16 protein-coding genes and 1 pseudogene are annotated in these 18,463 nt (G+C 40.7%); 8 read left to right on the top strand and 9 right to left on the bottom strand.

What is annotated here, in order from left to right:
* Nucleotides 1–52: 52 nt before the first annotated feature.
* The 7 genes from NSS78_RS04915 to NSS78_RS04945 all read right to left on the bottom strand — a co-directional run bounded on the left by NSS78_RS04915 (nucleotide 53) and on the right by NSS78_RS04945 (nucleotide 6,317).
* Complete coding sequence (locus NSS78_RS04915; protein ID WP_003212493.1) at nucleotides 53–670, bottom strand: NAD(P)H-binding protein; 618 nt, start codon at nucleotides 668–670, stop codon at nucleotides 53–55.
* 286 nt (nucleotides 671–956) lie between these two features.
* Nucleotides 957–1,160, bottom strand: coding sequence for an alpha/beta-type small acid-soluble spore protein (locus NSS78_RS04920; protein WP_003210761.1), 204 nt, complete (start codon nucleotides 1,158–1,160; stop codon nucleotides 957–959).
* 231 nt (nucleotides 1,161–1,391) lie between these two features.
* Nucleotides 1,392–2,498 carry a sn-glycerol-3-phosphate ABC transporter ATP-binding protein UgpC gene (ugpC, locus tag NSS78_RS04925; protein WP_003212351.1) on the bottom strand — a complete coding sequence of 369 codons (1,107 nt, stop codon included), beginning with the start codon at nucleotides 2,496–2,498 and terminating at the stop codon, nucleotides 1,392–1,394.
* Nucleotides 2,499–2,637: 139 nt separating this feature from the next.
* Nucleotides 2,638–3,513 carry a helix-turn-helix domain-containing protein gene (locus tag NSS78_RS04930; RefSeq protein ID WP_050945405.1) on the bottom strand — a complete coding sequence of 292 codons (876 nt, stop codon included), beginning with the start codon at nucleotides 3,511–3,513 and terminating at the stop codon, nucleotides 2,638–2,640.
* A 20-nt stretch (nucleotides 3,514–3,533) separates the two neighbouring features.
* The gene (locus tag NSS78_RS04935) at nucleotides 3,534–3,743 is read right to left on the bottom strand and encodes a YheE family protein (RefSeq protein ID WP_003211787.1); all 210 of its coding nucleotides are present in this window, start codon (nucleotides 3,741–3,743) and stop codon (nucleotides 3,534–3,536) included.
* Nucleotides 3,744–3,898: 155 nt separating this feature from the next.
* Nucleotides 3,899–5,257: a YheC/YheD family protein gene (locus NSS78_RS04940; protein ID WP_137054842.1), complete on the bottom strand. Its 1,359-nt coding sequence runs from the start codon at nucleotides 5,255–5,257 to the stop codon at nucleotides 3,899–3,901.
* Nucleotides 5,214–6,317: a YheC/YheD family protein gene (locus NSS78_RS04945; RefSeq protein ID WP_050945403.1), complete on the bottom strand. Its 1,104-nt coding sequence runs from the start codon at nucleotides 6,315–6,317 to the stop codon at nucleotides 5,214–5,216. Before NSS78_RS04945 ends, NSS78_RS04940 begins: the two co-directional genes overlap by 44 nt.
* A 214-nt stretch (nucleotides 6,318–6,531) precedes the next feature.
* On the opposite strand from NSS78_RS04945, the gene NSS78_RS04950 reads away from it, so the two are divergent.
* The 5 genes from NSS78_RS04950 (at nucleotide 6,532) to NSS78_RS04970 (ending at nucleotide 12,425) form a co-directional block, all read left to right on the top strand.
* Nucleotides 6,532–7,665, top strand: coding sequence for a DUF445 family protein (locus NSS78_RS04950; RefSeq protein ID WP_050945402.1), 1,134 nt, complete (start codon nucleotides 6,532–6,534; stop codon nucleotides 7,663–7,665).
* Nucleotides 7,666–7,786: 121 nt separating this feature from the next.
* The gene (locus tag NSS78_RS04955) at nucleotides 7,787–8,143 is read left to right on the top strand and encodes a YlbF family regulator (protein WP_003211109.1); all 357 of its coding nucleotides are present in this window, start codon (nucleotides 7,787–7,789) and stop codon (nucleotides 8,141–8,143) included.
* Between the two features lie 451 nt (nucleotides 8,144–8,594).
* Nucleotides 8,595–9,461: a Cof-type HAD-IIB family hydrolase gene (locus tag NSS78_RS04960; RefSeq protein WP_050945401.1), complete on the top strand. Its 867-nt coding sequence runs from the start codon at nucleotides 8,595–8,597 to the stop codon at nucleotides 9,459–9,461.
* 114 nt (nucleotides 9,462–9,575) lie between these two features.
* Nucleotides 9,576–11,075, top strand: coding sequence for a coproporphyrinogen III oxidase (locus NSS78_RS04965; RefSeq protein ID WP_212046114.1), 1,500 nt, complete (start codon nucleotides 9,576–9,578; stop codon nucleotides 11,073–11,075).
* Nucleotides 11,076–11,150: 75 nt separating this feature from the next.
* The gene (locus NSS78_RS04970) at nucleotides 11,151–12,425 is read left to right on the top strand and encodes a SidA/IucD/PvdA family monooxygenase (protein WP_212046113.1); all 1,275 of its coding nucleotides are present in this window, start codon (nucleotides 11,151–11,153) and stop codon (nucleotides 12,423–12,425) included.
* Here the strand turns inward: NSS78_RS04970 and NSS78_RS04975 are convergent.
* Nucleotides 12,410–12,634, bottom strand: a pseudogene (locus tag NSS78_RS04975) (hypothetical protein); the annotation flags it as partial. The gene NSS78_RS04970 and the pseudogene NSS78_RS04975 overlap by 16 nt on opposite strands.
* Before the next feature lie 601 nt (nucleotides 12,635–13,235).
* On the opposite strand from NSS78_RS04975, the gene NSS78_RS04980 reads away from it, so the two are divergent.
* On the top strand, nucleotides 13,236–14,009 hold the full coding sequence (locus NSS78_RS04980) for an enoyl-CoA hydratase (RefSeq protein WP_137054839.1): 774 nt from the start codon (nucleotides 13,236–13,238) through the stop codon (nucleotides 14,007–14,009).
* A 31-nt stretch (nucleotides 14,010–14,040) separates the two neighbouring features.
* Here NSS78_RS04980 and NSS78_RS04985 read toward each other — a convergent pair whose 3' ends face one another.
* Nucleotides 14,041–14,229 (bottom strand): YhzD family protein, encoded by a 189-nt coding sequence (locus NSS78_RS04985; protein WP_003210963.1) that lies wholly within the window; start codon nucleotides 14,227–14,229, stop codon nucleotides 14,041–14,043.
* A 172-nt stretch (nucleotides 14,230–14,401) separates the two neighbouring features.
* Here NSS78_RS04985 and NSS78_RS04990 point away from each other — a divergent pair, with 172 nt between their 5' ends.
* Together NSS78_RS04990 and NSS78_RS04995 are read left to right on the top strand one after the other, a co-directional pair.
* Entirely contained in the window at nucleotides 14,402–15,616 is a 1,215-nt protein-coding gene (locus tag NSS78_RS04990; protein WP_212046112.1) for a DNA repair exonuclease, read from the top strand.
* 16 nt (nucleotides 15,617–15,632) lie between these two features.
* Nucleotides 15,633–18,422, top strand: coding sequence for an AAA family ATPase (locus tag NSS78_RS04995; RefSeq protein ID WP_212046111.1), 2,790 nt, complete (start codon nucleotides 15,633–15,635; stop codon nucleotides 18,420–18,422).
* Nucleotides 18,423–18,463 lie beyond the last annotated feature (41 nt).

Here is an 18,463-nt window from a genome sequence, read left to right on the forward strand (position 1 = left end):
TAAAAAAGTCGAGAAATCGTTTTAGACCTCGATCTTTACTCGTTATGCGACATTAGTAAGCAATGCCGACGCGTTGATGTACAAATTCCTTCGAATTTAACTGCTGATATAAAAAGTGTGCGGTATCTTCAACTGAAATTTTCTTTCCATCTATAGGGAGAAAATCTTTCTCATAGCGATATGACCGTGTCACTTCTCCGTCTGGTAAATAGGTTGGACAAATAATGGTCCAATCTAAATCAGTCGATTGAAGGAGTTCAAACGCTTTGGCATGCTCCTTAGCTGCTCGGGAAGTGGTCCGCCTTGATTCATTTGTTTCAAAACGGTAAAGTTCCGGCTGCTGCCTTGCCTTTAAAATACCTGCTGTACCTATTGTAATAATTCTTGATGTATTTGATTGCTTCATGGCTTGTACGATATGTTCCATTGAAACAGATAATGTATCATCACCATCTGTCGATAGACAGCTCACAACAATATCTGCTCCTTTGATCGTCTCAAGCACATCTTCTCGATTTCTTGAATTGCCGGTGACTTGAAACATACCCGCAAGCATTTCTTCTCGGTTTGTCCGAATCAATGAACGAACGATGTAACGATCATCTACTTGAACGAAACGAAGAAATGCTTGTCCTACACGTCCATGAGCACCGAAAAGAGCTATTTTCATCTGTTCGATCCCTCCACTACATACTATAAGTGAAAAGAACCCAAAATGGTACAACTTTTATGTGATGCTTTTTTTATAAAGATGAAAGGACCGAATACTATGAGCATATTCACATAATAGAGAGATACCTACGAATTGTAGAAGTTCAAAGTTCATACCGGAAATAATGTCCATGAAGATTCGCTCCTTTCTACTCCATGATATGAGCTGGAAAGGAGATTGGTGAGGGGGAATAACAAAAAAAGAAGACACCTTAAGAGGTGCCTTCTATGATCCAGATATGAAATTAAGCTTTTGTTCCACCCATGTGTTGTTGAGCGTAAGACACAAGACGTTTTGTGATTTCTCCACCAACTGAACCGTTAGCACGAGCTGTAGTTTCTGCTCCAAGGTTAACGCCAAATTCAGAAGCGATTTCGTATTTCATTTGATCGATTGCTTGCTCTGCTCCAGGAACTAGTAATTGATTTGAACTATTAGAATTAGCCATGATGTGAATCTCCTTTTTGTATATGATTTTTTATGGTTGGGTTTGCTGGAATCGCACCAGCGAAATGATCAAGTCATTTGCCACTTGGCGAAACCCAATGCAGTAACTTCTTTGTACTAAGTATTATGGTGATTTCCGAAAAAAACATACGAGAAAAGTACATGGTAAATGTTGTTCAACATGCAAAAAAGCCATCACTCAATCATGAGTGATGGCACTGCATATATCTCTTTATTCAGCGGAACGAATGCGGAGCTCCGTATCCGAATCAAAGAAGTGGGCTTTGTTCATATCGATGGCAAGAGGTATAGATTGTCCGGCCTGAACATCGGTACGAGAATCAACACGTGCAATAAAAGACTGACCATCGAGAGAAGAGTAAAGCATCGTTTCTGCTCCCATTAATTCAGCAACTTCTACGTTGGCATCGATCTTTGTGCCCTCAGATGCTTCAATAAACACTGGTTCATCATGAAAATCTTCTGGTCTGATCCCGAGGATGATATCTTTTCCGATATAACCTTGGCTGCGTAATACCTTCATCTTTCCTTCTGGTACACGTATATGCGTTTTTCCAACTGCAATGGCACCGTCAGAGAGCTTTCCTGTAAAAAAATTCATCGCAGGAGAGCCAATGAATCCACCTACAAATACATTCTCTGGATTTTCATATACATCCTTCGGCGCTCCAACCTGCTGAATAAAGCCATCTTTCATTACAACAAGACGAGTAGCCATTGTCATAGCTTCAGTCTGGTCATGTGTGACATAGATAAATGTCGTTTGCAGACGCTGATGAAGCTTAGATATTTCAGCACGCATTTGAACGCGGAGTTTTGCATCTAAATTAGAAAGCGGCTCATCCAAAAGAAAGACCTTTGCATCACGCACAATTGCTCTCCCAAGTGCAACACGCTGTCTTTGACCTCCAGACAGTGCTTTTGGTTTCCTGTCTAAATATTGCTCAAGGCCTAATATTTTAGCGGCATTTCGAACCCGCTCATCAATTTCTGCTTTCGGGAACTTCCGTAGCTTTAATCCAAAAGCCATATTATCGTATACATTCATGTGAGGGTATAATGCATAGTTTTGGAAAACCATTGCGATATCCCGGTCTTTTGGTGCTACATCATTCATCCGTTTTCCGTCTAAAAGAAAATCCCCTTGTGAAATCTCTTCAAGTCCTGCAATCATGCGAAGGGTTGTTGATTTTCCGCACCCAGATGGACCAACAAACACAACAAATTCTTTATCTTCTATATGTAGATTAAAGTTGTCTACTGCTGTTACCTTGTTATCATACACTTTATAAATTTGATTGAGCATCATTTCAGCCATAGATGATAACCTCCCCATTTACTTATTGAAAGCGCTTTACTTGTAAGTAAAGTGTATAAAATGGGGAAGCGTCTGTAAATGGACAACGTGCACAACATCTCATTTTCATTTTTGGGCAGGGTGCTCATGTCACTGAATGTTATGAAAGGTCGAGAAGATTCATCATAAAATAGACGGCAGATGCTTCTGGAAAATGTCGTATATCAATTCCTGTTCGCTCAATAAATTTATCAATTCGATATTGAAGGCTGTTTCTGTGAACATATAAAGCTTTTGCTGCCTTAGATGCATTTAAGTTACATTGCATATAAGTCATGAGGGTACGGTAAACGTCCCGATCAAGGACCGCCTCTTTAAAAGCATCTGAAATAGCATGAGAGAGGGCGGATTCATCATAACGTAAGAGTGAGGGTAGACATTGATAAATTGTGCAAATCCCTGACCTAGGCTTAGCTCGCTGCATATGGCCCAAGACAAGCTGCTGTTCTTTTAACAATTTCTTCTGTAAATGTTCATTTGGCAAATGGAGCTGTCCTTGTAAAAAGACTGAGTCTGTTAAAAAGTCACTTGTAATGGCTAGAGACAAATCATATAGCAGCTCTAATTGACTATTTTCTGATGTAGCGTTTGTTTGAATCAGCATCGCGGTATGAGCGCCTGTCCAAATGAAATGAGTTTGTTCGAGGCTGTGGACCACAGCCTCTTTTATTTGCTGCCTTTGTTCTGCTTGATGTGACATTTTAAAATAATATACACGGACGGGGTGCTGAACAGTTAGTGGTTTGTTATCAAAAAGATAGCTGTACCATTTTTGTTCATCCTCAGTCTGCTTTGTGTGAGAAAGATCAATTGGTGTAAGGAAAGTATTGAGAAGAAGTGTTTCTCTAGCTGTAAGCTTTGATTTGTCTACTCCAAATAATTCGCCTTCGTCTGTTTGGTACCAAAGAATTTGATGATCATCTGTAGGGGAGCTGATGATATGCTCTCCGTAAACAAGCTTTAATTTTTCTAACATGGCGAAGCTCCTTAAACAGTTTAATCATAGACATGGAATAGCATTAATTCGTGGATTTCTTCTTTTAATGTTGGTTCGACTTCATGGGGCGGAAGCTGAGAGCCCCATTCAATATCACCTGTTTTGTGGTAGATGCCTTCGTAGTGCGCACCATTGTGAAAAAAGGATATTTTCCAGCCTGGCAATTGTGCTTTTTTAAAGAGAGGTTTCCATTGAAAATGAGAAATCATATCATTATTGCCTCCTTGCTTTTATTGATGAAACAATAAATAAACACGACAATACGGAAACAACCTTGAACTTGATTTTATTGTATCTCATCTGATGAAAAGAGCATAGGAAAAGCATAGATTTCATAGCACCCTCACTTTAAAACGAAAAACAGTCAGTAGACGTTTGTATGGTCTGTAGTTGTTGAGGTCGTTTGTGAAAGGTAAGATGCGTAATCCATGATTCTTTTGCCGATCAGCCTTTCTGAGTTTCGCAATGAGACATGCTGGAAAACCTCGCGGCCAGGGCGAGAATTGGCTTCAAACATCCAGATAGCTCCTGTCTGATCAATACCTAAATCAAAACCGATTTCACCAATATGACCGGACATTTTTTCATCAATTACCTGACTAAGCGTGATGGCCGTATAAGAAAGCTGCTCTAAGATTTTGAAACGCTTCTTCTTTTCTGGAAAAACATCATAAAGTGTTCTCACGGAGCCACCATGTGAATGGTGAGTCGTGACGGTGTGATTGCCAGAAATTTTTGCTGCTGCTGCTGTGACTGTCCAATGACCGTACTTATTTTTATTGGTATGGACTCTGAAATCCATTGGTTGATTGTCTATTTGAAGAAGTGCAATGCCTTGTTGAGCCATAAAGTCTTGAACTGCGTGATCTTTCCGGAGATTGGTCACGAAATCCTCTAATGAGTCATATGGAACAGCTCTTCCTTGATTTGAGCATACAATGATTCCATGAGCCTTCTTGTTTAATTGATAAATATCGTCGCCGTGACTGCCGTTTGACGGTTTTAAGTAAATGACCTGATGTAGATGGAGGAGTGTTTCTATTTTATTTAGAGCGTCCACCGGGTCCAATTGTATGGAATGTGGAAGAAAAGGACATGTTTTTTCATCTGTTAACAGTTGTTCATGAATATCCCATTTGTTAAAAAAATGAGGGTTGAACCAAGGAATATCATAGTCTTGAGTGAGTTTGCGTTTTGTTTCTTGAATGAATGCTGACTGAGCAGCCTTTCTACTTGGAAGACGGTCGTAAATGACTGAAGGCAGGGGCATCTGTTTTTTAACCCATGTTTGCTGTTGGTACAACAATCCTTCTACCATTCCTTTATCCCAATCAATAGAATGAGTACCAAAAAGATAGGCAAAACCGGCATGTTGTTTGAAAGAGCGCAGCAGTTTGATAAAAAAGTCTGATCTCGTTCCGAGTGGCTGCGTGCTTTGCTCAAAACCTGCGGTGAAAATACCAAGCAGTGGCCCTAAAAACAGGGTATGATCAATGGCGATCACATCAGCTTTTGATTGATAAGGAATTCGTAAATCTCTATATAGATCTTCTGATAATAAAATTTTCTTCGGATGTTGATGATAGGAAACGGTGAAGTCATCTATTAAACGGGAACCTAAAGCAAGAGAATAGATCGCCTCCTGCTGTTTAAAACGGACGGGAAGATGAATTGTTTTTTCACTTGTGGGATGAGGAGCGATGATGCAGCGATTTTTGTTCATAAGATACCTCCTTCGGTTGTGACTTCATCGATTGGGCATGTGCAAGAATGGTACGAATCAAATGATTTTCCTTGTCAGGATAAGCTTTTAAAAAAGCGGATCGCCCTGGTTTTGATCTTATATTTGATATGAAAAGCCTGCCTTCACTTGTATGGAGTAAGTCTACAGCGAATTCAAAGCAAGGGGAAAGGGTTTTATCTATATATGCTGGCAGAGATGCTTGAATGGATGCAATATCATCTAAAAGAAGTTCTTTGATGTGCGGCTGCAAGGTGTTTAGATAGTGATCAAAGCCTATCATGGCTGCTGATTTTTGTGTAATGCTTAAATGACTATTTTCTGTAGGTGATTTTGTGTGAATTCCTATGCGATTCCACTGATTTTGTGAATCTTTCATCAGGAAAATCCTTATTTCATTGAATAAAAAGTCTTTTTCATCACTCGTCTGAAAAAATTGAAGGAAATATCGGCCTACATATTTTTTACACCAGCGCTCTATATCTGATGGACGCGAAAATGTGATGACTTGCTCGGGACTTAGCTGAACAGTGAAAGTGTTGTCTTTTAAGAAAATGAAGTAAGTAGATGCTGCATGGTGTTGAGAGAGCGGCTGCATTTTACAATAACCGTCTTTCCTTAACATGCTGAGAAGGTCTGATGTCTTTTTTAATAATGAGCAGACAGGTAAATATGGCTGTAAAGCAGGGAGAAGGCGGAGCTGCTCGAATAGCATCATTTTATTTGAAATACCTGTATTCAAAAAATCTGTTTTCGGATACTTTTTCAGCCAATCCATGATTGGTTTTGCTTTTTTAGATTGTGCGTCATGCTTGTAAAGGCATCGATCGTAAATCAAGTCAGGAATCTCAAATTCTGCTGCGACGAATCCATGACCATTCGTATATGTTTGACCTTGTATCAAATTTGAAGCCGGCTTTAAATCAAGTGGTGTAAAACGGACAACCTTTAAACCATAAGCAGGGGCAGCTTTGGCTAGCCCACGTGTGAATGCCTCTTCATACTTCGGTGAAAGGGTCACAATACCTAATGTTGATGTCATTAAAAAACACCTTCTTTTCAACTTCTTTTTTTACCAGCAGAAAAACACTTTTTCATGATTTTACATAAAGATTGCGCTCCTTTATCATTACGACAGATCGATTGATCATATGTCTAGCAGCATGCTTCATTTGCTTGGGAACTTGACAACAACTATAATACGTATAGGTTAAAACAATAAACATCGGGTGTTATTTGAAAGGTTGATGACGACTTTGAATATATTCACAACGTTTATCTTTATGATTGTGATAGGCGCAGTCATTGGAGCAGCAACAAACCATCTTGCGATTAAAATGCTTTTTCGCCCTTATAAGCCGTATTACTTATTCGGGAAACAGCTTCCTTTTACACCAGGGCTCATTCCGAAAAGAAGAGACGAAGTAGCCAAGCAGGTTGGTGTCATGGTGATGGAGCATTTGCTCACGCCAGAAGGTATTCAAAAGCGATTTGAATCATCGGAGGCAAAGCAAGAAATCTTACATACAGTCCATCGATATATTGACAAAGGCGCTGAAATGGAGATAACAGTGCTATCTTTGCTTGAAAGCTTCGGCGTATCACAGGCTGACGTCAAAGCAGATGAATGGATCCATGAGTGGTCTGATCATAAGCTCAATTCACTACTTGAAAATTATAATGAGCAAACTTTATCTGAATTGCTTCCGCTAGATGTGGAAAACAAAATATCTTCAAAAATTCCAGATGCAGCAGATTATATTTTAAAGAGAGGGATTCATTATTTTGAAAGTGAGGAAGGAAAATCAAGACTCGGTAATATGATTGATGATTTCTTAAAAGAAAGAGGAATGCTCGGCAGTATGGTCCAAATGTTTCTAGGAAATTCAAGCTTAATTGATCGGGTACATCCTGAAATCATCAAATTTTTAAGAAACGCAGAGACAAAAAGGTTTTTATCAGATTTGCTTGTTCAAGAATGGGACAAGGTGAAGCAGTTCTCTCTACATGAGCTTGATGAAAGATGGAATGTGAAGGAACTTATGTTTAGCGTGAAAAACCAATTGCTTTCTCATTTCTCAACAAAGCTGATATTAGACAAACCAGTTGGTGCATATGTCAGTGCTGTAGCGGATGATCTTAAAACACACGTTGCACCAGTACTGATTCAAAAGGGGATCAGTGCGGCATCAAATGTTTTAGAGGATCTGCTTGCAAAGCTGCAATTTGAAGACATCATTCGTGAACAAATTGAACTTTTCCCGCTAGAAAAAATGGAAGAGCTTGTCGTCAGTATTTCCAATAAGGAGCTCAAGATGATTACATTCTTAGGCGGTCTTTTAGGCGGATTGATCGGCGCAATCCAAGCAATCTTTGTCACGCTATTTTAAGACAGACTAGAGAAATTTTGATGAATTCATTGTATATATGTGAAACGAAAGCCATAGTTTGTTATAGTGGAGTGGTGTCCGCCGATCATATCGGTGATAACGGATAGAAAGGAGACATAACATGTCTGTAAATGTTTATGATGTTGCATATGACCTTGAAAAAGCACTGCGTCATAGCGAAGAATATTCAACTTTAAAAAATCTTTATGATGAGGTAAACGCGGATGAATCCTCTAAAAGAATGTTCGATAACTTCCGTGACATTCAAGTAAACCTTCAACAAAAACAAATGACTGGTCAAGAGATCACACAAGAAGAAGTGGAGCAAGCTCAAAAAACAGTGGCACTTGTTCAACAGCACGATAAAATCTCGCAGTTGATGGAAGCAGAACAACGTGTGAGTGTTCTCATCGGAGAATTAAATAAAGTGATCATGAAGCCTCTTGAAGAGCTTTATGGGAATCCAGAAGAAAATTAATGAAAAGGGCGATGATATTCGCCCTTTTTTTATTTCACATGTTCCCTGTCCAACTTTTCAAAAAAAGGTTGTCGAAGCTCATAAATTTTGCGATAATACTTATATTGAAAGTGCTTTCAAATGAGCGCTCTCATGGGACAATTGGGTGCGTTTCACTTGGGATTTATGGCGATTAGCCAAACGAGAGAGAAGCGCTTCTGGGAGAAACACAAAGCATAAGGGGATCTGATATAAGCAATGCTTTGGTGTGTGAAAGATAAGGGGATCATGGGGAGCTTCATCACCTCATTGTGACGCATCCAAACCATACATAAAAAAAAGCCTAGGGGTAGGCTTTTTTTATTTGCAAAAGATTCATAACACATAGGGCTCTTTCAACTGCATGTTCTAAAGCACCAAGCTAGGGCATATCCTCATCGTAAGTACAGTCATCAAGAAGGGGGATGCCTCAGTGTCAAAAAAATTACTTGCACTCAATATAGATGGAACGTTACTTCGTTCCAATGGAAAAATCCATTCCGCTACAAAAGAAGCTGTGGAATACGTGAAGAAAAAAGGGGTTTACGTGACGCTTGTCACCAACCGGCATTTTCGTTCCGCACAAAAAATTGCCAAGGCGTTGAAGATTCCAACGTCAACCCTTGTAACGCATAGTGGTGCATTTATCGCGAATAAACTCGATGAGCCGCTTCATGTGAAGAAACTAACGGAAGAAAAAACATTTAATCTTGTACAAATTCTTGAAAGCTTTGATTGTAATGTTCGCTTGCTGCATGAAAAATTCTCGATTGGCAACCGGAAAAAAACGCAGTCACAGCTGATGGGAAAGACGTTGATTCATCCATCTGATCCAATTTTCTATCCCGTGCAATTTGTTGAATCGCTAAGTGATATGCTGATGGATGAACCGGTCAGTACACCAGTGATTGAAGTATATTCAACGGCAGAGCTGCAGCCTGAAATTCACCGAACCATTCAACAAGCTTTTCCATCTGTCGATCTTATTCGGATCAGTGATGAGAAAATGAATATTGTATGCAAAGGCGTATCGAAAGAAGCGGGGCTTTCTCTTTTGACCTCAGCATTAGATTTGACTTTAGAAGATACGGTGGTCATTGGGCAGGGAACAGATGACATCGCAATGCTTGAATTGGCTGGTTTAGGCGTTGCGATGGGAAATGCACCTCATTCTGTTAAGCGTAAAGCCGATTGGGTGACACGTTCGCACGATGAACAGGGAGTCGCTTATATGATCAAAGAATACTTTAGAATGCAGCAAAGAGAAGGATTCTTACATCAATTCGATATTAAACGATAATATAGGCGAAGGCCCTGTCAATCAAGAAATGGCAGGGTCTTCAACTGTTCCAGTCATTGCTTTTCCTACATATATTTTGTAAAATGAAACAAGTTTGAAGATAAAGGTGATACGATGCGAATTTTAATTAAAGGGCTGTCAGATGAACGATTTCATCGCCCGCTTGTTAATATAGCCAATTTATTTGAAGAAGATAGTGAAGTGCTGTTTGATCCAGATGAATTGCATGATGGACTAGTCATGGAGTTTAGCTGGAAAGAAGAAAATGGCATAGTGGAGGCATCTGGTCACATCGCTGGATTAGACATCACTAGTCGTTTTTCGCGAGACGTCCCAGAGGGCTTGAATGACAAGGAGCGCTGGAAGCAAATCAAAAACACAGTGCTGTCTGTTTATTTACATCTGCTTCAGGAGCACACAGGAATGACGCAAAAGTGGGGTATTCTCACAGGGATACGTCCTACAAAATTACTTCATAAGATGCTGAGAGAAGGTATGACAAAGGAAGATGCGCATGCCGCATTAAAGCGTGATTATTTGATTCATGATGAAAAAATCGATTTGATGCAGGAGATTGTTGACCGTCAGCTTCAAGCGATTCCTGACCTGTATGACCTTCAGCAGGAGGTAAGTATTTATATTGGTATTCCTTTCTGCCCAACAAAATGCGCTTATTGCACGTTTCCTGCTTATGCGATTAAAGGACAAGCAGGAAGAGTGGGAACGTTTTTGTTTGGTCTTCATTATGAGATGCAAAAAATCGGGACTTGGCTAAAAGAACATGGGATCAAAGTGACGACCGTTTACTTTGGCGGAGGTACGCCGACGAGTATCACTGCAGAAGAAATGGATTTGCTGTATGAAGAAATGTATCGCTCGTTCCCTGATGTGAAACATATACGGGAAGTGACTGTCGAAGCAGGACGTCCTGATACGATTTCGCCTGATAAGCTAGAGGTGCTAAACCGATATCATATTGACCGGATTAGTATCAATCCACAATCGTATGAGAATGAAACACTGAAAGCCATTGGCCGGCACCATAGTGTAGAAGAAACGATTGAAAAGTATCACTTATCAAGACAGTATGGCATGAATAATATTAATATGGACTTAATTATTGGTTTGCCGGGAGAAGGGCTAAAGGAATTCCAGCATTCCTTGCAACAGACTGAAGAACTTAAGCCTGAATCGTTAACTGTGCATACACTCTCCTTTAAAAGAGCGTCTGAGATGACGCGCAATAAGGACAAATATCAAGTAGCTGACCGAGAAGAGATCACACGTATGATGGATGAAGCGGTCGCTTGGACGAAAGCACATGACTATCATCCTTATTATTTATATAGACAAAAAAACATCTTAGGAAACCTTGAAAATGTCGGGTATTCATTAGATGGACAGGAAAGTTTGTATAATATCATTATTATGGAAGAAGTGCAGACAATCATTGGGATTGGATGCGGTGCTGCTAGTAAGTTTATTGATCCACGTTCAGGAAAAATTACGCAATATGCCAATCCAAAAGATCCAAAATCATATAATGACCGTTATGAACACTATACTGAAGAGAAAATTCAGTTTCTTGAGTCATTATTTGTTCCTCATGTTTAAACACTGCGGTGACGCAGTGTTTTTTTCATTTGTAAAAGGGTATATAAGTGATAAAAAGTTAAAGCAGGTGTACATATGATTGATGTGATCGGAATTGGGATTGGGCCTGCCAATTTAGGTTTGGCGGCTTTGTTAGCGGAGTATGAAGATGTTTCATGCTGTTTTTTTGAACAGGAGACTGAATTTGCCTGGCATCCTGGTATGCTGATCAAAGGAACGGATTTACAAGTCTCCTTTTTAGCTGATCTTGTGACGATGGCGAATCCAAGGAGCAGATATACATTTTTAAATTATTTACATGAATCAAATAGACTTCACCGGTTCTATACATTTGAACAGTTTGACATTCCGCGAAGAGAATTCAATGAGTATTTGTCATGGGTCGCAGGTGAATTAGATAGCTGTCAATTTGGCATGAAGGTAGAGGAAGTGACGGACTGCCAAGGTGGTTATCTTGTGAAAGTCCGGCGATTGAAGGATGGATCGCTTTCTGAGTATCAGGCAAAGCATGTCGTGCTCGGAACAGGGAGCAAACCGATGATTCCTGTCGATGTGCCTGCTGCTGCACTGCCATATGTGACCCATAGCAGCCGGTATTTAGAACAACAGAAAGAACTTCATGAAGCTGAGGCGGTGACGGTCATTGGCTCTGGGCAGAGTGCAGCCGAAATCTTCTTAGACCTGCTTCAGCATCAGAAGAAAGGGCAACAGCTATCTTGGTTTACGCGATCTAGTGAATTTAGAGAGCTGGAGACGGCTGAGCTTGGTCAGGAGCTGTTTACACCAAAGTACGTTGAATATTTCCATTCGCTTCCTTATGAAGAACGAATGAACACATTACCTAGGCTGACTGGATTAAGAAATGGGATAGATGCATCGACACTCTCACGCATTTATCAGGAATTGTATCATCGGTCTGTTTCAGGCGAAGAGGCATCTGTGATTATTCAGCCAATGACCGAGCTTGAAGCCATACAGGTGGAGGAGAATCAGTCCCTGAAGCTACACCTAAAGCAGTGGCAGTTAAAGAAAAAAAAGAATATAACAGTAGATCGTGCTGTATTGGCTACAGGGTATACACCGAATATCCCGGCATGGTTTAGTGCGTATGAACCTTTAATTGAATGGGAAAGTGAAGAGCATTTTAAAGTGACAGAAGACTTCAGGCTTGTGTTCAAAGACAAGCGTCCGCATCATTTCTTTACATTCACGCACCTAGATCACTCTCATGGAACAGCGGCGACCAATTTAAAACTATCCATCTACCGCAACCAGAAAGTGATTCAAACCATTCGCGGGGTCAAAGAAGCGCCAGTTAAGCAAGAAACAGCCTTTCAGCAATTTGAATAAGAGATAAAAAGGGCCCCAAGCATAAGGCCCTTTTTCATTAGGTTCGTTTCTTTTTTCACTTTTGGCTTTTCTGTTTGCCATTTGAACACTTTGTTCAGAATTTGATAAATTCGCTTAGATTCCTTCGTCACTAGTGGACCTAATATCGCAAGGATTAAGACGTACAATGCAGCAAATGGCTTTAAGGTAGCGGCAAGTCCGCCCGCAATACTCCCAGGAAAATCATTTTCTTTCATATTCATTTTATCCCTCCAAATATGTAGGTTGTGATTTTCATATCGTAATACGGATGAAATAAAATGAATCATTATGGATCATTTGATTGACACATAATGGGGATCGCACACTTTATTTTCAAAAAACGTAGATCAATCGATAACGCAGCTGATGGAGCAGGCTTTAGAGGGAAAACCTTTGAATCAGCTAGTGATAATCTGTCCTTTAATAGAATAGAAGAGGCATATTTTTTGAAAATAGAGGTGTTTTCACAGCGTGTATTTCTTCATCGGAGATGGATGGAGAAATAAGACTAGGTGTGCTCGTTTCTGCTTGTGTAGCAAAAACGACATTTGAAAAAGGAGAAAACATGACGATGAAACTAACCAATATGAATAGGGAAAGCCTTATCAGCCATCCTCCCCCTTTCATCACCAACTTCTTTCCTCATTTAATATATAAAAATATATTTTTTGTTTCAACAATTATGCTTATTTTGGTATCAACTGATCTTGAAATTTTTTACGCAGAGGAAAAGGGATTATTCGGGTTGAAATGGAAGTAAGTTGTGTGTTTAAAAGAAAAGGGGGATGCATGATGACATATATCAATTGTCAGCTAGACGGGGATATTTTTGAAATCGTTTTCAACAGACCAGATGCTTACAATTCATTTCATGTGGACATGTTTGCTGAATTCAAAGAGGCATGTGATGCGGCGGAGGAAAGTAGTGCAAAAGTCGTTGTGATCAAGGGTGTGGGAAAAGGATTTTCAGCAGGCGGAGATATTGGCATGATGCTTAAGCAGGAAAGTGAAGAAGATTTCCATCGTGTGATGGATCTGATCGAGGGGATTACGCTTTCTCTTGCCGGTATGAAAAAAGTGACGATTGCTCTTGTCCACGGGTCAGCGGCAGGCCTTGCTTTTAGCTTTGCTTTAAGCTGTGACTACTTGTTTATGCATCATGATGCAAAGCTCGCCATGAATTTTAATGGAGTAGGCTTAATACCAGATGGCGGAGGACACTTTTTCCTTACAAAAAGAGTCAGTGAACAAACCGCGAAACAATTGATTTGGAGCGGACAAAAGCTTCCTGCTGAAGAAGCGCTAAAGCTGGGCCTTGCAGACGGCGTGTTTCAAGAGGAAGTCGATGCGTATCAAAAGGTATGTGTGAAGCCGTTTATGAACATGCCGCTTCAAGCATTTATCGAGACAAAGCTAATCTATTTCCAGCAGTCAGAATCACAGCTATTAGCCGTTCTTCAAAAGGAGAGGGCAGCACAGGCAAGGCTGAGGCAAAGCCATGATCATAAGGAAGGCATTCAGGCCTTTTTAGAAAAAAGACGACCTGTGTTCCAGAATGTATAAACGGATGTGATGCCGGCGAATGCCGGCTTTTTTAACGTTCAAATAAAAGTAGCTTGCCTGCATCATCAACGAGCCGATGAGAATGCTTCGTGTATTGCTGTTCGATTAAGCGATGGCGACCTAATTCCTTTGCCTTTTCATCACTATCCGTTGTGATTTTTTCATTTAATAAAGTCTCACCCGATGGGTCAAATACAGTTAAAAAGTATGTCTTCTCCATTCCTCATCTTCCTTTCCTCTACTTGTCTATGTAATTAAACAAGGAATAAGATAAAACCTCTTTTTTAGCCCTTAAAAATGTGTTTTTTAGAATGAGAGTGATAGAACGTGCATTCGCAAAAATGGCATGATAAAATATGGACAATGACAGTATCGGACAAGGAGATAGACGTTTGACTAAGCTCACCTTTATTCATGCCGCAGATTTACATTTAGACAGTCCATTTGCAGGAATGTCGAATATCCCTAGCTTACCCTTTAAGCGGCTCAAAGAAAGTACATTTCAAAGTGCGAAGAATATGTTTGATCTCGCCATTGCTCGAGCAGTAGACTTTGTGCTGCTGAGTGGAGATTTATTTGACGAATCCAACCGTAGCCTGAAAGCACAGCTGTTTTTAAGAAATCAGTTTCTAAGACTGCAAACTCAAGGGATTGAAGTCTTTATTATTTATGGTAATCATGATCATTTAGGCGGTGAATGGACACCGATTGAGTGGCCTGAGAATGTGCACGTTTTTTCAACCAGTACCCCAAGTGAGCGATCCTACTATAGAGGAGATCAGCTTGTCGCAAGTATTTATGGATTTAGCTACAAGGAGCGTGCTGTCTATGAAAATATGACCTCACATTACGTCAAAACGACAGATGCTGCCTTTCACATTGCGATGCTTCACGGTACATTAGCTGGACAAGAAGGTCATGACGCGTATGCACCTTTTCAGCTTGAGCAGCTCGTTTCCCGAGATTTCGATTATTGGGCGCTTGGACATATACATAAGAGAGCCCTTCTGCATGAAGACCCGTTGATTATTTACCCTGGTAACATGCAGGGCAGACATATAAAAGAAACAGGAGAGAAAGGCTGTTACGTTGTTCAACTCTCCAAGGATTCTGCGACAGCGGAATTTATGAGCTGTGCAGATGTGATGTTTGAGACACTTGCAATAGACATCACAGAGACGGTTCATATGACGGATCTTGTGATACTTGTGGATAACAAAATCAGTGAACTGAAAAAGGATGGCGTCCCTCATTTTGTGAAAATTGAATTGACGGGTGAGGCACCACCTTACTTTGAGCATACGCAGCTTGAGTTGGTTGAGGAGCTCATGATCGTTCTTCATGAACAGGAGGAAGATGAAGATGTATTCGTTTGGGTGATCTCGATTGATTGCCGAACAAATGAGGATGTCGCCTATCCAGAAGATTCTTTTTTAAAGGAACTCACTGCTGAAATTTCACAGTTTGAGGCATATGAAGAGCTTCTATCACCGATCAAGCGTCACCCAACCTATAGAAAGTCAGGCAAAACTCTCACAAAAGAGGATGAGGTGGATATAAAAGAAGAAGCACAAAGGCTGCTGACAGAACAGCTAAAGCAATTATGAGAAAAGGAGAGGCACAATGAAAATACGTTCACTCCATATCGCCCATTTCGGGAAATTTTCAAATCGGACCTTTCACTTTTCTGATGACGGTTTTCAGCTAGTTTACGGCCTGAATGAATCGGGGAAAACGACATTGAAAACGTTTATTGAATCGATGTTATTTGGTTTTCCGAAAAACAAGATGTACAAGACGAAACAGGGTTCTTTTTATGGCGGTTCCCTCACTTGCCAAGATGACGAGTTAGGCGTTATTCACATTGAGAGAACATCCGACCGCGGTGGTCAAGCACAGGTGTTTTTACCGAATGGTGAAGTGAAAGACGAAGCTTTTCTACAGACACTTTTAAAGGGAACGGATCGCAGATTATATCAATCAATCTATTCATTTGATGTGTTCGGACTGCAAAATGTCCAAGCCTTAAATCAGGATCAGATAGGCGAATTTCTACTTTTCTCAAGTTTATTTGGCTCAGATGCAGCCACCAAGATGGATAGCAGGCTGCTAAAGCAGCAGGAGCAGCTGTTTAAACCAAATGGCCGCAAGCCTGAATTAAACCAGCAGCTTGATCATTTAAAAGAGCTAACAGGTCAGCTGAAACAAGCGAGATTGATAGAAGGTAGCTATACCGAAAAGAAACGGGAGCAATCTGAATTAACGGAGACGATCGAAAAGCTTCAAAATGAAATGAAGCAAGCAGAAGAACACCTTCAGAAACTGACTGAATCCATTCAAGTGTATCCCATGATTGAGAAAAAAGTGGACTTGAAAAAGGAATTAGCCCGCTATCCAGACCGGGTCAAACGTTTTAGAGCAGAAACAGAGCATGAGCTGGATAAACTAGAATCACACCTTCACCCGAAAAAGGCTCAATTGACTGCACTGAAACAGAAGTTAGAACATTTGCAAACCTCACTCGTACAAGTTCAACCGCTCTATGACAAAGATACCTTAATGGAGATGAAACGAGTTGTAGATGAAGCATCTAATGCTGAGCTTGTGAAAAAGCGCATAGCAGAGTGTCGAGCAAACCGTGATTCATTGAAACAAAAAATCGACGAAGCGGTAGCAAAGCTAAAGTGGGATCGCCCGATAAAGCTCGAACAAATCGACGATTCGCTTGAATTTGAGTGGGAATTAAAGGAGACTGTCACTCAATACGTCCGTCTCATGGACAGAAAGGCGCAGTTAGATGAACGATTTGATCACGCAAGACATGAGCTGGACGAAGCAGAAGCCGCTTTAAAGGGATTAAAGGAACAGCAAGTGAGACTGCACGGAACAGAAGATGATGCGAAGGGGACAAGAACGAAAAAGAAACCGATTCATTCCCGGTCGTGGTTATTCCGAGGCTTGATCGCATTTGATGTGGTGTTTCTGTGTGTTCTATTCTTTTTAACAGAGTGGTGGATCACGCTCTTGTTTGCGGGATTTTCTGTTCTTCTCTTCTTTGTCATTTACTCATTCAGTCAAATGAGCCCTATGAAACAAAGAAGCGGCGAAGACGCCTTAGATTCCTTTCAAGTGCAGGCAGCTTCAGCTGAAACACTTATGAGGCAGAAGGAGCTGCTGTACGAAAGAATCATCCGGCAATATGAAGACTGGGAGCTAGAGCTAGAGCCTGTCCAGCAGCAAGTAGAGGAAAAGAAGAGACAGCTTGGCTTGTCGTCTGAGCTTTCTTTCCTAGTAGAGGCCTTCCATATTCTAAAACAATTAAAAATGAATACAGCGGCATATGAGGAGCTTCAGCGTGAAATAGATGTGCTCTCCGATCAGCAATCGATTTATGAGCGCAAGGTTTCAGCGTTAAGCAGTCTCCTTCAAAATAAGGAAGGAACTATTCAGGAGAATATTTCAGCCTTTCAAGAGATATTGAAAGATGAGGCGAAAAGAGAAAAAGAACGCCAGACATTACATGTATCCATTCAACATGCGATGCAGCAGCTCTCGACACTAGAAGGTGAAATTCAATATTACGAAAAACAAACTGACGAGCTTTTTCGTCAAGTAGAAGCAGAGTCCAAAGAAGATTACCAAGTGCTTTCTCATCTATCGAAAGAATACCGGAAACGGCTTTCTGAGCTGCAGCAGCTGAATCAAGAGCTTCATAGAAGCGGTTGTTTTGATGAGGAGGAATGGATTATTCATAAAGGACTATCTCTCCTTGAGGAGGAGTGTGCAGAAGCAAAGCAGCACCTTCATGACGTTCAATTGAATGCGGAGAATATGGAAAAGCGTTTAGCAGAACTAGCGGTGGAAATCCGGCAAATAGAAGCTTCTGGAACAGTGTCTGATTTGACTCATCAGCTTGCCGCAGAGCAGGAGCATGCGAAGCACCTTGCAAAAAAATGGGCGGCCATTCAGCTTGTCCGCACCGTCATACGAGAAAAATTGAATGAGCATAAAGAAACAAGGCTGCCTGCATTGCTTCAAACAGCCTCTAGTTTTATTCAACCGTTAACAAATGATCGTTATGAAGCGATTTTATTTTCACCTGAAGATGACTTGCTCATGGTGAAAAGAATGGATGGACGAATATTCCGTCCTGAGGAGCTTTCACAGGCAACGTGTGAACAGATCTATCTGGCGATTCGTTTTGCGCTTGCTTTGTCTCATCAGCAAGATTGTCAGCTTCCGTTTATGATGGATGACAGCTTTGTTCATTTCGATCACGTTCGTCTAGGCAGAGTGCTGGAGATGATGGACGAGCTCACACGTTTTGAAACACAGCTGTTTTATTTCACCTGTCATGAGCATATGAAGCAAGCAGCAGAAGATGGACAGGTTACGAGTTTAGTTGTTGAATGATTGACAAATAATGACTTATGTTATACTTATATGAGCAGAAA

The sequence above is a fragment of the Bacillus sp. FSL W8-0920 genome (assembly GCF_038593215.1).
Classification (GTDB): Bacteria; Bacillota; Bacilli; order Bacillales; family Bacillaceae; genus Bacillus; species Bacillus pumilus.

Coding starts and splice junctions, on each gene's coding strand:
- NSS78_RS04915 (WP_003212493.1), bottom strand. CDS start 670: ATGAAAATAGCTCTTTTCGGTGCTCATGGACGTGTAGGACAAGCATTT.
- NSS78_RS04920 (WP_003210761.1), bottom strand. CDS start 1,160: ATGGCTAATTCTAATAGTTCAAATCAATTACTAGTTCCTGGAGCAGAG.
- ugpC (WP_003212351.1), bottom strand. CDS start 2,498: ATGGCTGAAATGATGCTCAATCAAATTTATAAAGTGTATGATAACAAG.
- NSS78_RS04930 (WP_050945405.1), bottom strand. CDS start 3,513: ATGTTAGAAAAATTAAAGCTTGTTTACGGAGAGCATATCATCAGCTCC.
- NSS78_RS04935 (WP_003211787.1), bottom strand. CDS start 3,743: ATGATTTCTCATTTTCAATGGAAACCTCTCTTTAAAAAAGCACAATTG.
- NSS78_RS04940 (WP_137054842.1), bottom strand. CDS start 5,257: ATGAACAAAAATCGCTGCATCATCGCTCCTCATCCCACAAGTGAAAAA.
- NSS78_RS04945 (WP_050945403.1), bottom strand. CDS start 6,317: ATGACATCAACATTAGGTATTGTGACCCTTTCACCGAAGTATGAAGAG.
- NSS78_RS04955 (WP_003211109.1), top strand. CDS start 7,787: ATGTCTGTAAATGTTTATGATGTTGCATATGACCTTGAAAAAGCACTG.
- NSS78_RS04965 (WP_212046114.1), top strand. CDS start 9,576: ATGCGAATTTTAATTAAAGGGCTGTCAGATGAACGATTTCATCGCCCG.
- NSS78_RS04970 (WP_212046113.1), top strand. CDS start 11,151: ATGATTGATGTGATCGGAATTGGGATTGGGCCTGCCAATTTAGGTTTG.
- NSS78_RS04980 (WP_137054839.1), top strand. CDS start 13,236: ATGATGACATATATCAATTGTCAGCTAGACGGGGATATTTTTGAAATC.
- NSS78_RS04985 (WP_003210963.1), bottom strand. CDS start 14,229: ATGGAGAAGACATACTTTTTAACTGTATTTGACCCATCGGGTGAGACT.
- NSS78_RS04995 (WP_212046111.1), top strand. CDS start 15,633: ATGAAAATACGTTCACTCCATATCGCCCATTTCGGGAAATTTTCAAAT.